The 18,616-nt window shown below is 75.2% G+C and carries 15 protein-coding genes and 1 riboswitch; of the genes, 12 read left to right on the top strand and 3 right to left on the bottom strand.

All coding sequences use genetic code 11. The annotated features are described in order from the left end of the window. Positions 1 to 269: hypothetical protein (locus RM780_RS23550; RefSeq protein ID WP_311632874.1), on the top strand; the 269-nt coding region annotated here is incomplete at its 5' end. A 31-nt stretch (positions 270 to 300) separates the two neighbouring features. After that, positions 301 to 756, top strand: coding sequence for a roadblock/LC7 domain-containing protein (locus RM780_RS23545; protein ID WP_311632873.1), 456 nt, complete (start codon positions 301 to 303; stop codon positions 754 to 756). A gap of 216 nt (positions 757 to 972) precedes the next feature. On the opposite strand, the gene RM780_RS23540 is transcribed toward RM780_RS23545, so the two are convergent. Beyond that, positions 973 to 1,797, bottom strand: a complete 825-nt coding sequence (locus RM780_RS23540) for a M15 family metallopeptidase (protein WP_311632872.1) — start codon at positions 1,795 to 1,797, stop codon at positions 973 to 975. Between the two features lie 227 nt (positions 1,798 to 2,024). Between RM780_RS23540 and RM780_RS23535 the strand changes: the two genes are divergently transcribed. From RM780_RS23535 to RM780_RS23500, 8 genes are all read left to right on the top strand, one after another. Further along, positions 2,025 to 4,055 carry an acetoacetate--CoA ligase gene (locus RM780_RS23535; RefSeq protein WP_311632871.1) on the top strand — a complete coding sequence of 677 codons (2,031 nt, stop codon included), beginning with the start codon at positions 2,025 to 2,027 and terminating at the stop codon, positions 4,053 to 4,055. A 41-nt stretch (positions 4,056 to 4,096) separates the two neighbouring features. After that, on the top strand, positions 4,097 to 5,065 hold the full coding sequence (locus RM780_RS23530; RefSeq protein ID WP_311632870.1) for a hypothetical protein: 969 nt from the start codon (positions 4,097 to 4,099) through the stop codon (positions 5,063 to 5,065). A 132-nt stretch (positions 5,066 to 5,197) separates the two neighbouring features. Further along, positions 5,198 to 5,806 carry a CDP-alcohol phosphatidyltransferase family protein gene (locus tag RM780_RS23525; protein WP_311632868.1) on the top strand — a complete coding sequence of 203 codons (609 nt, stop codon included), beginning with the start codon at positions 5,198 to 5,200 and terminating at the stop codon, positions 5,804 to 5,806. A gap of 137 nt (positions 5,807 to 5,943) precedes the next feature. Further along, positions 5,944 to 8,439, top strand: coding sequence for a mannose-1-phosphate guanyltransferase (locus tag RM780_RS23520; RefSeq protein ID WP_311632867.1), 2,496 nt, complete (start codon positions 5,944 to 5,946; stop codon positions 8,437 to 8,439). A 379-nt stretch (positions 8,440 to 8,818) separates the two neighbouring features. Then, the gene (locus RM780_RS23515) at positions 8,819 to 9,514 is read left to right on the top strand and encodes an FHA domain-containing protein (protein ID WP_311632866.1); all 696 of its coding nucleotides are present in this window, start codon (positions 8,819 to 8,821) and stop codon (positions 9,512 to 9,514) included. Positions 9,515 to 9,596: 82 nt separating this feature from the next. Then, positions 9,597 to 10,070, top strand: coding sequence for a bifunctional nuclease family protein (locus RM780_RS23510; protein ID WP_311632865.1), 474 nt, complete (start codon positions 9,597 to 9,599; stop codon positions 10,068 to 10,070). A 133-nt stretch (positions 10,071 to 10,203) separates the two neighbouring features. Further along, positions 10,204 to 10,827: a MerR family transcriptional regulator gene (locus RM780_RS23505; RefSeq protein ID WP_311632864.1), complete on the top strand. Its 624-nt coding sequence runs from the start codon at positions 10,204 to 10,206 to the stop codon at positions 10,825 to 10,827. 93 nt (positions 10,828 to 10,920) lie between these two features. After that, positions 10,921 to 12,531 (top strand): DNA polymerase IV, encoded by a 1,611-nt coding sequence (locus RM780_RS23500; RefSeq protein ID WP_311632863.1) that lies wholly within the window; start codon positions 10,921 to 10,923, stop codon positions 12,529 to 12,531. Here the strand turns inward: RM780_RS23500 and RM780_RS23495 are convergent. After that, positions 12,447 to 12,824 (bottom strand): PRC-barrel domain-containing protein, encoded by a 378-nt coding sequence (locus RM780_RS23495; protein WP_311632862.1) that lies wholly within the window; start codon positions 12,822 to 12,824, stop codon positions 12,447 to 12,449. The two genes, RM780_RS23500 and RM780_RS23495, sit on opposite strands and share 85 nt — an antisense overlap. A gap of 140 nt (positions 12,825 to 12,964) precedes the next feature. Next, positions 12,965 to 13,058: riboswitch (glycine riboswitch) on the top strand. A 181-nt stretch (positions 13,059 to 13,239) separates the two neighbouring features. Between RM780_RS23495 and gcvP the strand changes: the two genes are divergently transcribed. Beyond that, positions 13,240 to 16,137, top strand: a complete 2,898-nt coding sequence (gcvP, locus tag RM780_RS23490; protein ID WP_311632861.1) for an aminomethyl-transferring glycine dehydrogenase — start codon at positions 13,240 to 13,242, stop codon at positions 16,135 to 16,137. Positions 16,138 to 16,246: 109 nt separating this feature from the next. On the opposite strand, the gene RM780_RS23485 is transcribed toward gcvP, so the two are convergent. Further along, positions 16,247 to 16,819 carry a hypothetical protein gene (locus RM780_RS23485; RefSeq protein ID WP_311632860.1) on the bottom strand — a complete coding sequence of 191 codons (573 nt, stop codon included), beginning with the start codon at positions 16,817 to 16,819 and terminating at the stop codon, positions 16,247 to 16,249. A 282-nt stretch (positions 16,820 to 17,101) separates the two neighbouring features. On the opposite strand from RM780_RS23485, the gene RM780_RS23480 reads away from it, so the two are divergent. Next, on the top strand, positions 17,102 to 18,613 hold the full coding sequence (locus tag RM780_RS23480) for a glutamate--cysteine ligase (protein WP_311632859.1): 1,512 nt from the start codon (positions 17,102 to 17,104) through the stop codon (positions 18,611 to 18,613). The last annotated feature ends 3 nt before the right edge of the window (positions 18,614 to 18,616 follow it).

The following is an 18,616-nucleotide window of genomic DNA, read 5'->3' as shown; positions in this document are numbered from 1 at the left end:
GCGCCTCCCCCTCCCACCGCGCCGCCGGGGCCCCCGGCGCGGTGGGAGGGGGAGGCGCGGGAGGCGAGCACGCCGGCCCCCAGCCCGCGCGGGGCACTCCCGCGCCCGAGGACCCGGCCGGGCCCGGCGGCCACCCCGACGCCGAGGCCGGGCCCGACCTGGACGCCGACCAGGTCAGGGCCCGGATGGCCTCCCTCCAGCGCGGCTGGCGGCTGGGCCGCCAGCAGACCGACCCCGGCCGGAACGACACCCCACCGGCGCGACCATGAGCCCCACCCCACCCAGCGTTAGGCAGGACCGATGACCGCACCGGAGGCCGCGGCTCACGGCGGCACCCAGCAGCCCGGCAGCCCCTCGGAGAGCGCCCGCCTCGGCAGGCTGCTCGACGAACTCGTCGGGCGCGTGCCCAGCGTCCGGCACGCCCTCCTGCTCGCCGCCGACGGCCTGCCCCGGGGCGCCTCCCGCTCCCTCAACCGCGAGGACGGCGAGCAGCTGGCCGCGGTCGCCTCGGGCTTCCACAGCCTGGCCCGCGGCGTCGGCCGCCACTTCGAGACCGGCGCCGTGCGGCAGACGCTCGTCGAGCTGGAGGATGCCTTCCTGCTGGTCACCACCGCGGGCGCGGGCAGCGCACTGGCCGTCTTCGCCGAGTCCGACGCCGACATCGGCCACGTGGCCTACGAGATGGCGCTGCTCGTCAAGCGCGTGGGCCCGCTGCTGAACACCGCGCCCCGCGCGATCCCCGGCGAACGCCCCTGAGCGGCGGGCGGACGTTCCCCGTCCCTCGCGAACTCCGGTGAGGCCTACGGGGGTTCGCCGCCGGGGCCCCGCGGATGTCCCGAACGCGTGACAAGCCCGCCCCGGCGCGAACCGGGGCGCGCGCCGCCGCGTCGATGGAGGCAGACGGCGGCGGACCGGGACCGACGGGGGTGGATCCGGCGACCGCCGCCGTCCCCAGCCCCGGCCTGCCTGGCCCTAGTCCAGCGCCCCGGGCGGCGAGGAGAGCGAGGAGAGCGCCACGGGGAAGTCGAAGTAGGTCTCGGGGAACGGCTCCTCCCGCAGCGTGAAGTGCCACCACTCCGTCCGCGCCCGGCCGAAGCCCGCCGCGTCCATCACCTCCCCGAGCCGGTCCCGCGCCGCCCGCTGCCGGGCCGTCACCTCCGGGGAGTCCGGCGCGGAGAGCGGGTCGAGGAAGTCGTAGGGCGTGCCCATGTCCAGCGGCCGGCCGCTGTCCGCCCGCACCAGCGTCAGGTCCACCGTGCTGCCCCGGCTGTGCCCCGAGCGTTCCGCCAGGTACCCCTCCTCGAACAGGCGCGTCTTGGGCACCCGCGGGTAGTACTCCTCGCGGGTGCGGGTGTCCGAGAGGTCGGCCGCCCAGCGCAGGAACGCGGCGACGGCCCGCCGCGGCCGGTAGCAGTCGTACACCAGCAGGTCCAGGCCCTCGCCGGCCAGCGCCTCCCGGGCCCGGACCAGCGCCCGCGCCGCGTCCTCGGTCAGCAGGCACGCGGGCTCCTGGTACCCGTCGACGGGCATCCCCGTGAAGTTGTCCGCCCCCGCATAGCGGATGTCCTCCCGGACGCCGGGGACCGCCTCCCGCAGCGCGACGAACTCCGCCGGCGCCTCGCCGTCCCCGCGCCGCCCGCCCTCCGGCCCGGCGGCCTCCGAGGGCTCCGCCGCCTCCGGAGCGGGCGACCGCCCGGCCGGGGGGGAGGCGGCGGCCGGGCCGGACGGGGAGGGGGCCGAGCAGGCGGCCCCGCACATCAGCCCGGCGAACAGGACGGCGGCGGTGAGGCGGCGCATTCCCCCAGCATGCCCCGGGCCGCGCGCGCGGCGACACCCCGCCCCGCGTTCGGGTGCCCGGGGCCCCGGCGCCCGGCCGTCCCCTGGTGCCCGGGCCGGTCACCTGGCATCGTCCTGCCCGTCAACGCCCGTCCATGCCTGTCCATGCCCGTCCATGCATCCCAACGCCCGCCCGCCCCTCCGCCGTTCGGCCGCCCGCCGCGCCGCCGCGTTCCTCCGGAGCCGCCATGACCGCCGACCAGCCCGCGCCGCCCGCCGCTCCCGAGCCGCTGTGGCGGCCCACGCCGGAGGCGGTGGAGGCCGCCCGGCTCACCCGCTTCCACGACCGGGCCGCCGCCCTGTACGGCGCCCCCGCCCGCGCCGGGGACCCGGCGGCGGACTACGCCGCGCTCCACCGCTGGTCCGTCACCGACCTCGACGCCTTCTGGACGGCCGTGGCCGCGTTCTCCGGCGTCCGCTTCTCCACCCCGCCGCGCGCCGTGCTCGGCTCCCGCGCCATGCCCGGCGCGGAGTGGTTCCCCGGCGCCACCCTCAACTACGCCGAGCACGCCCTGCGGCACGCTCCCGAGGGCGAGCGCGCGGGCCGCCCGGCGCTGCTGCGCGTGGACGAGCGCAACGAGCCCGAGCCCGTCGGCTGGGCGGAGCTGCGCGGCCGGGCCGGGGCGCTGGCCGCCGCGCTGCGCGGCCTGGGCGTCCGCCCGGGCGACCGGGTCGCCGGGTACCTGCCCAACGTCCCCGAGGCCGTCGTCGCCCTCCTGGCCAGCGCGGCGGTCGGGGCCGTGTGGACCTCCTGCGCCCCGGACTTCGGCACCCGCGGCGTGCTGGACCGCTTCCAGCAGGTGGAGCCCGCCGTCCTCATCGCCGCGGACGGGTACCGCTACGGCGGACGGGAGCACGACCGCACCGCCACCGTCGCCGGGCTGCGCGAGGGCCTGCCCACCCTGCGCGCCGTGGTCCACGTCCCGCTGCTGGGAACGCCTCCTCCCGCCGGGGCCCTGAGCTGGCGGGAGGTCACCGAACCGGGGGCCGAGCCGGAGTTCGAGCCCGTCCCCTTCGGCCACCCGCTGTGGGTCCTCTACTCCTCGGGGACGACCGGGCGCCCCAAGGCCATCGTCCAGTCCCACGGCGGCATCCTGCTCGAACACCTCAAGCAGCTCGGCCTGCACTGCGACCTGGGCCCCGGCGACCGGTTCTACTGGTACACCTCCACCGGCTGGATGATGTGGAACTTCCTCGTCTCCGGGCTCCTGACCGGCTCCACGGTGGTCCTCCACGACGGCAGCCCCGGCCACCCGGGGCCCGACGCGCAGTGGCGGGTCGCCGCCCGCACCCGCGCCACGCTCTACGGCACCTCCGCCGCCTACGTGATGGCCTGCGCCAAGGCCGGCGTCCACCCGGCGCGCGATCTGGACCTGTCCGCCACCCGCTGCGTGGCCACCACCGGCTCGCCGCTGCCGCCCGACGGCTTCCGCTGGCTGAGCCGGGAGGCCGGCCCCGTGTGGATCGCCTCCGTCAGCGGCGGCACGGACGTGTGCAGCTGCTTTGCCGGGGCGGTGCCCACCCTCCCGGTCCGCACCGGGGAGATCCAGGCGCCGGGCCTGGGCACCGCGCTCGAAGCGTGGAGTCCCGAGGGCCGGCCCCTGACCGGCGGGGTCGGCGAGCTGGTCGTCACCGAGCCGATGCCCTCCATGCCCACCGGCTTCTGGAACGACCCGGACGGCGAGCGGTACCGCGAGAGCTACTTCGCGACGTTCCCCGGCGTGTGGCGGCACGGGGACTGGATCACGGTCACCGTTCACGGCGGCGTCGTCGTCCACGGCCGCTCGGACTCCACCCTCAACCGGCAGGGCGTGCGGATGGGCTCGGCCGACATCTACGAGGCCGTCGAGCGCCTGCCCGAGATCGCCGAGTCCCTGGTGATCGGCGCCGAGCGGCCCGACGGCGGGTACTGGATGCCGCTCTTCGTCCGGCTCGCCCCCGGGGCCGTGCTGGACGACGCGCTGCGCGAACGCGTGCGGCGGACCATCCGGGCCGAGCTGTCCCCCCGTCACCTCCCGGACGAGATCATCGAGGTCCCCGGCGTTCCCCACACCCTCACCGGCAAGCGCCTTGAGGTCCCGGTCAAGCGGCTCCTGCAGGGCGTTCCGCTGGAGCGGGCGGTCAACCCCGGCTCGGTCGACGACCCCGGGCTGCTCGCCTTCTTCGAGCGCCTGGGCCGCGAGCGGGGCGTTGTCAGTGGCAGTGACTACTCTCCGTGATCAGACGGTTCCGTGCCGTCTCCGATCACCGAGGAGGAGTCATGGCCCCCAGCACCCGGCACCTCACCGCCCGCGAGTCCGCCGCCGCCGTCGCGGTCATCCCCGACGCGGCCGGCTTCGCCCTCATGCGCCGGTACGCCAGCTTCCGCCACACCGACCACGCCGGGTACCTGCGGCGCACGGAGCGGCTGCTGCGCGCGCTCGCCGGCCGGCACGGCCACACCAGCGTGGCCCTGTTCGACCCCCTGGGCTACGCCGAGTACTGCGAGCGGGAGGGGCTGGACCCCGACACCGCGGCCAGCCGCGCCCGGTACACCGCCCGCCTCGCCTCCCGCGGCGCCACCGTCCCCTACGCGGGCGAGTCCCTGGACCTGCTCCTCCCCGCCCTGCTGGCCGAGCACGCCCGCCGGGAGACCTGGGAGGCGGGCACCGACCTGCTCGCCGCGGCGGGGGCCTGCCCCGACTGCGGGGCCCCGGCCTCCCGCTGTGCCTTCCACCGCGCGGCCGGCCTGCTGGCGGACGTGCTGGCCCCCGCCGCCCCCGGCGAGCACCACCTGGTGGGCACCGTCCTGGCCGAGACCGGGCCGCTGACGGCCGCCGTGCGCGCCCGCTGCTCCGAGGACGGCCGCCTGGACCTGGAGGAGCCGGCGGCCCTGACGCTGTGCACGGTCCTGGCCGTCGGCCTGGCCACCGGCGCCCCCGCCGGGCTGGTGCTGCGCTCCGGGGACGAGGAGGCCCCGGCGGGTTCCGGCCCGGAGTCCGCGCCGCCCGGCCGCGAGGCGGGCGGCGGCGCCTTCCCCGGCGGCGGGCCCGCGGGGCCGCCAGGGCCGTCGGGCCGCGGTGAGGAGGTGCGCGGCTGGCGCCTGGAGGGCGGCCGGCTGCGGGGGCTGAGCGAGGCCGAGGTCTTCGCCGCCTACTGCACCGACCCCCTCACCGGCGACCCGGTCCCCCCGGAGCACGGCGTGCTGCACCGGGCCGCCCCCGACCTCCCGCGCCCCTCCTGCCCGTGAGCGCCGCCCGCGCCACCACCCCCCGCGCCCCGCCCGGACCTCCTACCGGCCCCGCCCGGCGCGGCCGGTAAGGTCGATGCGCACGACACGGGCACGGGGTACGGGTACGGGGTACGGGCAGGAGGCGTCCGCGTGGAGGTCCAGGAGACGCGCGTTCAGACCGACCGGGTGCTGACCATCCCCAACGCGCTCAGCGCGGCCCGGCTGCTGGGCGTGCCGGTCTTCCTCTGGCTGGTCCTCTCGCCCGTCTTCGACGGCCCCGACCTCGACGGCTGGGCCCTGCTCCTCCTGGCCGCCAGCGGCGTCAGCGACTACCTCGACGGCAAGCTCGCCCGCCGGTGGAACCAGATCAGCGCCCTGGGCCGCGTTCTGGACCCGGCCGCCGACCGCCTCTACATCCTGTCCACCCTGGTCGGCCTCACCTGGCGCGAGATCCTGCCGCTGTGGCTGACCGCCCTCCTGCTCGCCAGAGAGCTGATGCTCCTGGTCACCGTCCTCGTACTGGACCGCCACGGATACGCCCCGCCGCAGGTGAACTTCCTCGGCAAGGCAGCGACGTTCAATCTGATGTACGCCTTCCCGCTTCTGCTGCTCAGCGACGGAAGTGGCTGGCTTCCCTCACTCGCTGCTATTTTCGGATGGGCGTTCGCCGGCTGGGGTACAGCGCTCTACTGGTGGGCAGGGATCCTCTACGTGGTCCAGGTCCGGCGCATCCTCGCGGCGGACCCCACGCCCGACTGAGCTCGCCCTGGCAATGTCGCAGGGGCCTGGCGCCCGCACGTGCCGCAGAATTCCGGGGAGCCACCCCGGGCCTGGGCCCCCCGCCGGACGACCCGGTCGGAGTGATAGCCGACTCCCCAAAGGAGGACCCTTCCGATATGAAGGCCGTCGTTATGGCTGGTGGCGAAGGCACCCGGCTTCGCCCGATGACCGCGAGCATGCCCAAGCCCCTGCTGCCCGTGGCCAATCGCCCGATCATGGAGCACGTGCTCCGTCTGCTCAAACGGCACGGGCTCACCGAGACCGTCGTCACGGTGCAATTCCTCGCCTCGCTCGTGAAGAACTACTTCGGCGACGGCGAAGAGCTGGGCATGGATCTCACGTACGCCCATGAGGAGAAGCCGCTCGGCACAGCCGGAAGCGTGAAGAACGCCGAGGACGCCCTCAAGGACGATTCGTTTCTGGTCATTTCCGGGGACGCGTTGACCGATTTCGACCTTACCGAACTGATCCGTTATCACCGGGAGCGCGGCGCCCTGGTGACCGTCTGCCTCACCCGGGTCCCCAACCCGCTGGAGTTCGGCATCACCATCGTCGGAGAGGACGGCCGCGTCGACCGCTTCCTGGAGAAGCCGACCTGGGGACAGGTCTTTTCGGACACGGTGAACACCGGAATCTACGTCATGGAGCCCGAGGTCTTCGACTACGTCGACCCCGACGTCCCCGTGGACTGGTCCGGTGACGTCTTCCCCCGCCTGATGAAGGAGGGCAAGCCCGTCTACGGCTACGTCGCCGAGGGCTACTGGGAGGACGTCGGCACCCACGAGAGCTACGTGAAGGCCCAGGCCGACGTGCTGGAGGGCCGGGTGGACGTCGACATCGACGGCTTCGAGATCTCCCCGGGCGTGTGGATCGCCGAGGGCGCCGAGGTTCACCCCGACGCCAAGCTCCGCGGCCCCCTCTACATCGGCGACTACGCCAAGATCGAGGCCGGCGCCGAGATCCGCGAGCACACCGTCGTGGGCTCCAACGTGGTGGTGAAGTCCGACGCCTTCCTGCACAAGGCCGTCGTCCACGACAACGTCTACATCGGCCCGCAGACCAACCTCCGCGGCTGCGTCATCGGCAAGAACACCGACGTCATGCGCGCCGCCCGCATCGAGGACGGCGCGGTCATCGGCGACGAGTGCCTGGTCGGCGAGGAGTCCATCGTCCAGGGCAACGTCCGCGTCTACCCCTTCAAGACGGTGGAGGCCGGCGCCTTCGTCAACACCTCCGTCATCTGGGAGGCCCGCGGCCAGGCCAACCTCTTCGGCGCCCGCGGCGTCTCCGGCATCCTCAACGTCGAGATCACCCCCGAGCTGGCCGTCCGCCTCGCCAGCGCCTACGCCACCACCCTGAAGAAGGGCTCCACGGTCACCACCGCCCGGGACCACTCCCGCGGCGCCCGCGCCCTGAAGCGCGCCGTGATCTCCGCCCTCCAGGCCAGCGCCATCGACGTGCGCGACCTGGAGAACGTCCCGCTCCCCGTGGCGCGCCAGCAGACGGCCCGCGGCAGCGCGGGCGGGGTGATGATCCGCACCACCCCGGGCGTTCCCGACTCCGTCGACATCATGTTCTTCGACGAGCGCGGCGCCGACCTCTCCCAGGCCAGCCAGCGCAAGCTCGACCGCGTCTACGCCCGGCAGGAGTACCGCCGCGCCTTCCCCGGCGAGATCGGGGACCTCACCTTCCCGGCCAGTGTCTTCGACGCCTACACCGGCTCGGTGCTGCGCGCCGTGGACACCTCGGGGGTCGCGGAGTCCAACCTCAAGATCGTCGTCGACGCCGCCCACGGCAGCGCCGGCCTGGTCCTGCCCAGCCTCCTGGGCCGCCTCGGCGTGGACGCCCTGACCATCAACCCCGGCATGGACGAGGCCCGCCCCACCGAGACCGCCGACGTCCGCCGCGCCGGCCTGGTGCGCCTGGGCGAGATCGTCTCCTCCGCCCGCGCCGCCTTCGGCGTCCGCTTCGACCCCGTGGGCGAGCGCCTGGCCCTGGTCGACGAGCGTGGCCGCATCATCGAGGACCAGCGCGCCCTGCTGGTGATGCTGGACCTGGTCGCCGCCGAGCGCCGCAGCGGCCACGTCGCCCTCCCCGTCACCACCACCCGCGTCGCCGAGCAGGTCGCCGCCTACCACGGCACCCAGGTGGAGTGGACCACCACCTCGCCCGACGACCTCACCCGCGTCGCCCACAAGGAGGGCTCCGTCTTCGGCGGCGACGGCCGCGGCGGCTTCGTCGTCCCCGAGTTCTCGGCCGTCTTCGACGCCACGGCCGCCTTCGTCCGCCTCGTCGGCCTGGTCGCCCGCACCCAGCTCTCGCTCAGCCAGATCGAGGCCCGCATCCCCCGCGCCCACGTGGCCCGCCGCGAGGTCGCCACCCCCTGGGCGATCAAGGGCCTGGTCATGCGCCGCGTCGTCGAGGCGGCGGGCTCGCGCACCATCGACACCACCGACGGCGTGCGGGTGGTCGAGCCCGACGGCCGCTGGGTCCTGGTGCTGCCCGACCCCGCCGAGGCCGTCACCCACCTGTGGGCCGAGGGCCCGGACGACGCCGCCGCCCAGGAGCTGCTCGACACCTGGTCCGCCGTCCTGGACAGCACCGACCGCTGACCCCCGCACGGCCCGGCCCGCCGCCCACCCGCGCGGGGCGGCGGGCCGTCACGCCTCCCGGCCCGCCCGCCGCGGGGGCATCGGCATCACCCTGCGCAGCGGCGCCCGGCGGGGCGCCGCCGCGCTCGTTCGCCTGCTCGGAGCGCTGAAGACCCCTCCCGCCGCGGGTGCCCCTTGCGAGTCCCGGAGCAGTCTGACTACGCTCAGTCGTCACCGCGGCCGGGTGCCGTGCCGGGGGCTGCCACGCCCCCGCGCTGTCCGGTGCGGGACACTGAACGGGGGCCGTGCCACGTACTGTGGATGTCCCGCACGGCAGGTGAGAGACAATGGACCGTCCCGTCGCCGACGGGGTCGGGTGAGAGGCGCGAGGGGATCGCTGGTGAGCTTTTTCGCTAGATTGTTCGGCAGGCGTCAGAGCGGCGCGCACAGCGCCGCACGGGCCCGCGCCCGCCAGCACGGCGAGAACGCAGCGCCCGGCGCCGACGCCGGCCGTCCCTTGTTCCGCGACGAGGTCCCCGGGGCCGACGGCATAGGCTCCCAGGAGCCCGCCCGCCCCACGGTGACCTGCTCCCGCTGCGGGACCCGCTCGGACGCCACCAGCCGCTTCTGCTCCAACTGCGGGAACTCCCTGCGCCCCGGCTACGACGGCGCCTCCGACACCACGTCCACCCTGACGATCACGGGCCTGGAGGCGTACGACCCGGAGGCGACCGGCCAGTTCCCCTCGCCCGCGCTCTCTCCCGAGGCGCAGGCCGCGGTGGACGCCCTGCCCCCCGGCTCGGCCCTGCTGATCGTCCGCCGCGGGCCGAACTCCGGCAGCCGCTTCCTGCTGGACGGCGACCTGACGACCGCCGGGCGGCACCCGCACAGCGACATCTTCCTGGACGACGTGACCGTCTCCCGGCGGCACGTGGAGTTCCGGCGGCAGCCCGACGGCGGGTTCACGGTCAGTGACGTCGGCAGCCTCAACGGCACCTACGTCAACCGCGAGCCCATCGACTCCGCCGTCCTGGGCAATGGCGACGAGGTGCAGATCGGGAAGTACCGGCTGGTGTACTTCTCCGGCCGCCCCTGAATCCGGCCCCGCGCGGCGCCCCCGGCGCCGCGCGGCCCGGCTCGACTATCCAAATGCACCGGCCAGCGCCTAGGGTTGCTGTGTGAATCAGCTCGACGTCGTGGGTGTGCGGGTGGAAATGCCCAACAATCAGCCCATCGTGCTTCTCCGAGAAGTCGGCGGTGATCGCTACCTCCCGATCTGGATCGGGCCGGGCGAGGCGACTGCCATCGCGTTCGCCCAGCAGGGCATGACCCCGGCCCGGCCGCTCACGCACGACCTCTTCAAGAACGTGCTGGAGGCCGTCGGCCAGGAGCTCAGCGCGGTGCGCATCACGGACCTGCGCGACGGGGTCTTCTATGCCGAGCTCGTGTTCTCCAGCGGGGTGGAGGTCAGCGCCCGTCCCTCCGACGCCATAGCGCTCGCGCTGCGCGCGGGCACGCCGATCTACGGCAGCGACGCGGTGCTCGACGACGCGGGGATCATCATTCCCGACGAGCAGGAGGACGAGGTCGAGAGGTTCCGCGAGTTCCTCGACCAGATCTCCCCGGAGGACTTCGGCACGAGCAACCAGTAGGCCACCCGGGGGCGCGTGGCGATCGTTGACGCGTCACAGGTGGATGCCTAGCGTCAATGGGGCATGTCTTGGGAGGAGCGCTGTGTGCGTGCTCATCGTGACAGCCGGTGAGCGTCGAGGACACGGTCGGGGCATGCGGAAACGGGAGGCCGGCGTGAGTGGTAACGGCGACAGCAGAGCGGCCGGCGGGCTGCCCGCCCTCCCCGGCCCGCCCCAGGGCCTGGTCCCGCCGCAGGCGGCGGGGCAGGGCCCCCAGGACCGCGAGCGGACCGGGTACCGCGGGCCCAGCGCCTGCGCGGCGGCCGGCATCACCTACCGCCAGCTCGACTACTGGGCCCGCACCGGCCTGGTCCAGCCCAGCATCCGCCCGGCCCACGGCTCGGGCACCCAGCGGCTGTACAGCTTCCGCGACGTCCTCGTCCTGAAGATCGTCAAGCGGCTCCTGGACGCCGGGGTCTCCCTCCAGTCCATCCGCACCTCGGTGGCCGCCCTGCGCTCCGCCGACGCGGCCGAGCTGCCCGGCATGACCCTGATGAGCGACGGGGCCAGCGTGTACCGCTGCACGTCCCCCGACGAGCTGGCCGAGTTGCTGCGCGGCGGCCGGGGCATCTTCGGGATCGCCGTCGGCGCCGTGTGGCAGGACGTGGAGCAGGCCCTGGGCGGGCTCCAGGCCGAGCGCGTGGACACCGGCGAGCCGATTCCCGCCGTCCACCCCCAGGACGAGCTGGCCCGCCGTCGCAACCGCGTCCTGGGCTGACCGCCCGCCGCGGTCCCCGGTGACCGTCCGCCGGGGAAGGGCCAGCGGCCCGGCGCGCGGCCGTTGTCAGACGCGTGCGGCACCATCGAGCACGTGAGGTCCCGGCCGACGATCCTCCATCTCGACATGGACGCCTTCTACGCCTCGGTGGAGCAGGCGTCCAAGCCCAGCCTGCGCGGCAAGCCCGTCGTCGTCGGCGGCCTGGGCCCCCGCGGCGTGGTCGCCACCGCCTCCTACGAGGCCCGCCGCTCCGGCGTGCACTCCGCGATGCCGATGGCCCAGGCCCGCCGCCTGTGCCCGCACGCGGCCTTCCTCGTCCCCCGTTTCGGGGTGTACCGCGCGATCAGCGAGACCGTCATGGCCCTGCTCGGCGAGCTGTCCCCGCTGGTCGAGCCGCTGAGCCTGGACGAGGCGTTCGTCGACCTGGCCGCGGGGCCGGACGGCGGGCCCGTTTCGGCAGAGGAGGCGCGGGACACGGGGGGGCGGCTGCGCGCCCGCATACGGGCGGCCACCGGCCTGACCGGCTCCGTCGGTCTGGCCGGCTCCAAGATGCTCGCCAAGATCGCCTCCGAGCGGGCCAAGCCCGACGGTCTGGTCCTGGTCCCGCCCGGCACGGAGCGCGAGCTGCTGGCGCCCCTGCCGGTGCGCACCCTGCCCGGCGTCGGCCCCGCCACCGCCGAGGCGCTGCGCCGGGCCGGGATCGCCACGGTCGGGGACGTGGTGCGGGCGGGCGAGGCCGAGCTGCTGCGCCTGCTGGGCAAGGCCCACGGCGCCGGCGTGCACACGATGGCCCTCGGCGTGGACACCCGGCCCGTGGTGGCCGACCGGGACACCAAGTCGATCTCCGTGGAGGACACCTTCGACGTGGACGTCACCGACCGGGCCCGGATCAGGTTCGAGGTGGACCGCCTGGCCGTGCGCTGCGTCGAGCGGCTGCGGGCCGCCGGGCGTTCCGGCCGCACCGTGGTGCTGAAGGTCCGCCGCTACGACTTCTCCACCCTCACCCGCTCCGAGACGCTGCGCGGCCCCACGGACGACCCGGCCGTGGTCCGGGAGTCGGCCGCGCGGCTGCTGGAGGGGGTGGACACCACGGCCGGGGTGCGGCTGCTGGGCGTCGGTGTCTCCTCGCTGGCGGCCTTCACCCAGGAGGACCTGTTCGCCCAGGCGGGCGGGACCCCGGGGCCCGGCGCCCCCGAGCCGGGAGAGCCCCCGGCGGGGGAGGCGGGACCGCGCGGGCCGGACGCGCCCGGCCCGTGGCTGCCCGGGGTGGACGTGACGCATGCGACGCTGGGGCCGGGGTGGGTGCAGGGCAGCGGTCTGGGCCGGGTCACCGTCCGCTTCGAGCGGCCCGATTCCCAGCGGCCGGGCCGGGTGCGGACGTTCCGCGCCGACGACCCCGAGCTGGCCCGCGGCGACCCCCTGCCGCTCGTCCCCGCTTCCGGGTCTCCGCCCGCCGCCGCTCCGGGCCCCGGGCCCAGGCCCCCGCCCGGCAGCGGCGAACTCGCCTGCCCGCGGGGTGACTTACGGCCCCCCGGCCGAGGCCAGCGGCCCCGGCCCGGCACGGTCAACGGCCGCGGCCGTCCCCGGCCCGCGGCCTCCGCCCCGGCGTCCGCACCGGCTCAGGACTCGTCCTCCGCCCGGCCCGCCAGGTGCCCGAAGTCCCGGTCGGGCTCCGGGGGTCCGGGCGGCACGTCCAGGCCGTAGTGCTCGTAGAGCTGGAGCTCCTGCTCGGGGGAGAGGTGCCGCCCCACGCCGAAGTCCGGAGCCTCCCGGATCAGGGCCCGGGTGAACGGCACGCGCAGCGCCTCGTCCACCAGCTCGCTCGGCGCCAGCGGCACGAACGCGTCGCGGCTGAACAGCCCGGTCCGCAGGGCCGCCCACTCCGGCACGCCGGTCGCGTCGTCGAGGTACACCTCGTCCACGGTGCCGATCTTGACGCCGTCACGGTCGAACGCCTTGCGGCCGATCAGGCTCCGCGGGTCGATGTCCGTCTGCACGCTTCCTCCCACTGATCGCGGCCGGAGAGGGACGAAGCAACCCTCTGCCTCCTACGAAACGGCACAATTCGCCCGCTGGCCAGTCGAGTGCATCCAGGTTTCCCGCCCGGCCCGCGCTGGTAGGCTCCGGAGAAGGCTGACAACCTCGCGCGGGAGAGTCCCGCCGCCAGCGGCGGGCGCCGAAGGAGCAACTCCTCCCCGGAATCTCTCAGGCCCCCGTACCGCGCGAGCGAAGCCACTCTGGAAAGCAGGGCGGCGCGGAGCCCGCTCCCCGCCCCCTCACCGACGGTGCAAGCCGCGGCGCCCCACCCGGGCGGCGCGGTGAAGCTCTCAGGTCGCCATGACAGAGGGGGAGGCACGCCGGGCACCGTCGCCCGGCGCCCCGCAGGTCCCCGCGACCCTCAGGAGCCTCCCCATGACCGCGCCCCGCCCCTCGCTCTCCGCCCTGGAACAGCACACCCCCTTCGCCGCCCGCCACATCGGCCCCGGGCCCGGGGACCGGGCGAAGATGCTCGCCCAGGCCGGCTTCGGCTCGCTGGACGAGCTGACCGCCGCCGCCGTCCCCGAGGCCATCCGCACCGACGGCCCGCTGCGGCTTCCCGAGGCCCGCGACGAGGCCGCCGTGCTGGCCGAGCTGCGCTCCCTGGCCGCGCGGAACACCGTCCTGCACCCCATGATCGGCCTGGGCTACCACGGCACGTTCACCCCGCCCGTGATCCAGCGCAACGTCCTGGAGAACCCCGCCTGGTACACCGCCTACACGCCCTACCAGCCGGAGATCTCCCAGGGCCGCCTGGAGGCGCTGCTCACCTTCCAGACCGTGGTCGCCGACCTCACCGGCCTGCCCACCGCAGGGGCCTCCCTGCTGGACGAGGCCACCGCCGCGGCCGAGGCCATGGCCCTGTCCCGGCGCGTGGCCAAGGGCCGCGGCCCCGTCTTCCTGGTGGACGCCGACTGCCTCCCGCAGACCGTCGCGGTCGTGCGCACCCGCGCGGAGCCCACCGGCGTCGAGGTCCGCGTCGCCGACCTCTCCGGCGGCATCCCCGAGGACGCGGCCGAGCGCGGGATCTTCGGCGTGCTGCTCCAGTACCCCGGCGCCTCGGGGGCCGTGCGCGACCCGCGGCCCGTCGTCGAGCGGGCCCACGAGCTGGGCGCGGTGGTCACCGTCGCCGCCGACCTGCTCGCCCTCACCCTGCTGACCCCGCCCGGCGAGCTGGGGGCCGACATCGCCGTGGGCACCAGCCAGCGCTTCGGCGTCCCCCTCGGCTTCGGCGGCCCGCACGCCGGCTACCTCTCGGTCCGCGCCGCCTACGCCCGCAACCTCCCGGGACGCCTCGTCGGCGTCTCCCGCGACGCCGCAGGACGCCCCGCCTACCGGCTGGCCCTCCAGACCCGCGAACAGCACATCCGCCGCGAGAAGGCCACCAGCAACATCTGCACCGCCCAGGTGCTGCTGGCCGTGATCGCCGCCATGTACGCCGTCTACCACGGCCCCTCCGGCCTGGCCGCCATCGCCCGCCGCACCCACCGCTACGCCGCGCTGCTGGCCGCCGGGCTGCGCGAGGGCGGCGCCGAGGTGGTCCACGGGGCCTGGTTCGACACCCTCACCGTCCGCGTGCCCGCCCGGGCCGCCGCCGTGGTCGCCGCCGCCCGCGAGGCCGGGATCAACCTGCGCCTGACGGACGCCGACCACGTCGGCATCGCCTGCGACGAGACCACCACCCGCGACCGGATCGCGGCGGTGTGGCGGGCGTTCGGCGTTCCCGGCACCGACGACCTCGACGCGCTGGACGTCCGCACCCCCGACGCCCTGCCGCCCGCGCTGCTGCGCGAGGACGCCTACCTCACCCACCCCGTCTTCCACGAGCACCGCTCGGAGACGGCGATGCTGCGCTACCTGCGGCGCCTGGCCGACCGCGACTACGCCCTGGACCGCGGGATGATCCCCCTGGGCTCGTGCACGATGAAGCTCAACGCCACCGCCGAGATGGCCGCGATCACCTGGCCGGAGTTCGCCGGACTGCACCCCTTCGCGCCCGCCGACCAGGCCGCCGGGTACCTGGAGCTGATCCGCGAGCTTGAGCAGCGGCTGGCGGAGATCACCGGCTACGACGCCGTCTCCCTCCAGCCCAACGCCGGCTCCCAGGGCGAGCTGGCCGGCCTGCTCGCCGTCCGCGCCTACCACCGGGCCAACGGCCGGCCGCAGCGCACCGTCTGCCTGATCCCCTCCTCCGCGCACGGCACCAACGCCGCCAGCGCCGTCATGGCCGGGATGCGCGTGGTGGTCGTGGCCACCGGCGCCAACGGGGACGTGGACGCCGAGGACCTGCGCGCCAAGATCGCCGCCCACGCGGACGAGCTGGCGGTTTTGATGGTCACCTACCCCTCCACGCACGGGGTGTTCGAGGAGGACATCGCCGGGATCTGCGCCGCCGTGCACGAGGCCGGCGGCCAGGTCTACGTGGACGGCGCCAACCTCAACGCGCTGGTCGGCCTGGCCCGTCCTGGCCGCTTCGGCGCCGACGTCTCGCACCTGAACCTGCACAAGACCTTCTGCATCCCGCACGGCGGCGGCGGCCCCGGCGTCGGCCCGGTCGCCGTCCGCGCCCACCTGGCCCCTTACCTGCCCGGCCACCCGCTCCAGCCCGCCGCGGGCCCCGAGGGCGGCGGCACCGGGCCGGTGGCCGCGGCCCCCTGGGGCTCGGCGGGCATCCTGCCGATCTCCTGGGCCTACCTGCGGCTGATGGGCGCCGAGGGCCTGCGCACCGCCACCCAGGTCGCGGTCCTCGCGGCCAACTACGTCGCCCGGCGCCTGGAGCCGCACTACCCCGTGCTCTACACCGGGCCCGGCGGCCTGGTCGCGCACGAGTGCGTCATCGACGTCCGCCCGCTGACCCGGGCCACCGGCGTCACCATCGAGGACGTCGCCAAGCGGCTGATCGACTACGGCTTCCACGCGCCGACGATGTCGTTCCCCGTCGCGGGCACCCTGATGATCGAGCCCACGGAGAGTGAGGACCTGGCCGAACTGGACCGGTTCTGCGACGCGATGATCGCCATCCGCGCCGAGATCGACCGGGTCGGGGCGGGGGAGTGGCCCCGGGAGGACAACCCGCTGGTCAACGCCCCGCACACCGCCGCCCAGTTGACGGGCGAGTGGACACACCCCTACAGCCGCCGGGAGGCCGTCCACCCGGCCGGAGTCGCGCCGGAGTCCAAGTACTGGCCGCCGGTGCGCCGCATCGACGGCGCCTACGGCGACCGGAACCTGGTCTGCTCCTGCCCGCCTGTCGCCGACTACGCGGCGGACTGAACGCCCGTGGGGCCGCTCGCGCGGCCCCCGTCCCGGGGCGCACGCGTGCCGGGGCCGCACGCGCCGTTGCGCCCGGCCCCGGTTCGCCCGGCCCTGAGGGGCCCGGGGTTCAGCTCGCCAGCTCCAGCGGGGCCAGCCGCCCGGCCAGCTGGGCCAGCAGCAGGTCCGCGCCAGCCGGCACGTGCGCCGCGATGCCCGGGGGCGCCGGCGCCAGTGGCACCAGCAGGTCCTCCGGCAGCGGGCCGCCCGAGGCCGGGTCGCCCGCGGGGTCGGCCCGCAGCCACAGCGTGAGCATGTACAGGTCCGGCACCGAGAGCAGCGCCGCCTGGTAGGGGGCGGGCAGGGCCTCGGCCAGCGCCATGGCCCGCTGCGTCGAGGCCGTGTACGGGCCGCCGGAGAAGTGCGAGAACGCCCACCCGTCCGGGGTGAGCACGGTCTCGCCCGCTCCGGCGGGCCGGCCCTCCAGGGCCAGCAGGAAGCGCCAGCCCGTCAGCCGGGCCGCGCGCGGACCCGCGGGCCCCGTGAGCGGCGCGAGCCGGTGCACGGGCAGGGAGAGCGCCGGGCGCAGGGCGGAAAGATCGAGGTTCAGCGGGTGCGGGGAGCGCAGGGCCGCGGGGGTGGTGAGCGCCGCCCGCAGGCTGCGCTCGGCTGCCGCGGGGGCCGGGGGAATGATCAAAGGCATGGTGGGTCGCCTCTCGCTTCGGAGTAGGTCGCCTCTTGTTGGGGGGAGACACGCCGACGCGGAGTTTATCCGCGCCATGTTCTCCCTAGGTTTCAGGTAACTGACCGGGAAGGTTTCGGCAAGACGCGGAACCGGCCGTCACGCCCCCGGGGCACCGGGGTATTCCCCATGAATATGCCCCGGTCCCGGACGCCCTGGGGGGAGCGAATGCGTGTGCGACACGACTCCCGGGCAGGATCCCGGCATTGCCGACCGATCGACTGCCCGACGCCGGAGGTGCCCATGGGCGAGAAAGTGGTGGCGGACCGGTTCGACCTGGCCGACCGGCAGCGTTTCCGCGACAGGCTGCGGGCCTGCCTGGACGCGCTGGAGACGATGCTGCGAAAGGAGCGTTTCGAGGGGCCAAGCGACACCATCGGCCTGGAGGTCGAGCTGTGCCTGGCCGACGCCGACGGCGCGCCCCGCATGGTCAACGACGAGGTGCTGGAGCGGATGGCCACCCGCGATTTCCAGGCGGAACTCGGCCGTTTCACCCTCGAACTCAACATGCCGCCCCGCACGCTCACCGGGAGCGTTTTCGACGACCTGGCCGAGGAACTGCGCATCGCGCTGCACTACGCCGACCGCTCGGCCGGCGAATTCGGCGCGCACACCGTGCTCACCGGAGTGCTGCCCACCATCACCCCGGAACAGGTGGCGCCCCACAGCTTCTCCCGCGACGAGCGCTACACCCTGCTGAACGAGCGGATCATGGCCTCGCGCGGCGAGAGCATCTCCCTGGACCTGCGGGGGGCCGAGCGCCTGACCGGGACGTTCGACACCATCGCCCCCGAGGCCGCCTGCACCTCCGTGCAGTTCCACCTCCAGGTCACCCCCAACCGCTTCGCCGCCGTCTGGAACGCCGCCCAGGCCGCCGCCGCCGCGCAGGTGGCCGTCGGCGCCAACGCCCCGTTCGTGCTGGGCCGCGAGCTGTGGCACGACTCCCGCCCCGCCTTCTTCCTCCAGGCCACCGACGACCGCCCGCCGGAGCTGGCCGCCCAGGGCGTGCGCCCGCGCGCGTGGTTCGGGGAGCGGTGGGCGGACTCCGTCACCGGCCTGTTCGAGGAGAACCTGCGCTACTTCCCCGCCCTGCTGCCGCTGTGCTCCGAGGAGGACCCGGCGGCCGTCCTCGCCGCGGGCGGCGTGCCCCGGCTGACCGAGCTGACCCTGCACAACGGCACCATCTACCGCTGGAACCGCCCGGTCTACGACGTGGCCGGGGGCGTTCCCCACCTGCGCGTGGAGAACCGCGTGCTGTCCACCGGGCCCACCGTCACCGACACCATCGCCAACGCCGCCTTCTACTACGGCCTCGTGCACGCCCTGGCCGACAGCCCCGAACCCGTCTGGGAGCGGCTGCCGTTCGCCCGGGCCGAGGCCAACTTCGAGGCGGCCTGCCGGGACGGCATCGACGCCGAGCTGGCCTGGCCCGGCCCCGGCGGCACCGCCACGCTTCCCGCCCACCGGCTCATCGCCGAGGTGCTGCTGCCTCTGGCCCACGAGGGCCTGGCCGGGCGCGGGGTCGCCGCGGCCGACCGCGAGCGCTACCTGGGTGTCATCGAGGAGCGGTGCCGGCGGCGCACCACAGGCGCGAGCTGGCAGACTCGGGCCTACCACCAGGCGGTGGCGAACGGAGCGGACCGGACGGCCGCGCTGCGGGATCTCGTCCGGCGGTACTGCGAACTGTCCCGCACCGACGCCCCCGTGCACAGCTGGCCCGCCCTCCGCGAGCCGGCCGCCCGTTCGGGCGGCTAGCCT

Origin of the sequence: Streptomyces boetiae, from assembly GCF_031845405.1 — a bacterium.
Lineage (GTDB): Bacteria > Actinomycetota > Actinomycetes > Streptomycetales > Streptomycetaceae > Streptomyces > Streptomyces boetiae.
The sequence above is the reverse complement of the archived record's forward strand: the minus strand, read 5'-3'. Positions and strand labels throughout refer to the sequence as shown.

Bases quoted from the DNA above. Each gene is read 5' to 3' on its own strand.
- RM780_RS23535 (WP_311632871.1), top strand. From the start codon at position 2,025: ATGACCGCCGACCAGCCCGCGCCGCCCGCCGCTCCCGAGCCGCTGTGG.
- RM780_RS23540 (WP_311632872.1), bottom strand. From the start codon at position 1,797: ATGCGCCGCCTCACCGCCGCCGTCCTGTTCGCCGGGCTGATGTGCGGG.
- RM780_RS23530 (WP_311632870.1), top strand. From the start codon at position 4,097: ATGGCCCCCAGCACCCGGCACCTCACCGCCCGCGAGTCCGCCGCCGCC.
- RM780_RS23520 (WP_311632867.1), top strand. From the start codon at position 5,944: ATGAAGGCCGTCGTTATGGCTGGTGGCGAAGGCACCCGGCTTCGCCCG.
- RM780_RS23485 (WP_311632860.1), bottom strand. From the start codon at position 16,819: ATGCCTTTGATCATTCCCCCGGCCCCCGCGGCAGCCGAGCGCAGCCTG.
- gcvP (WP_311632861.1), top strand. From the start codon at position 13,240: ATGACCGCGCCCCGCCCCTCGCTCTCCGCCCTGGAACAGCACACCCCC.
- RM780_RS23545 (WP_311632873.1), top strand. From the start codon at position 301: ATGACCGCACCGGAGGCCGCGGCTCACGGCGGCACCCAGCAGCCCGGC.
- RM780_RS23505 (WP_311632864.1), top strand. From the start codon at position 10,204: ATGCGGAAACGGGAGGCCGGCGTGAGTGGTAACGGCGACAGCAGAGCG.
- RM780_RS23480 (WP_311632859.1), top strand. From the start codon at position 17,102: ATGGGCGAGAAAGTGGTGGCGGACCGGTTCGACCTGGCCGACCGGCAG.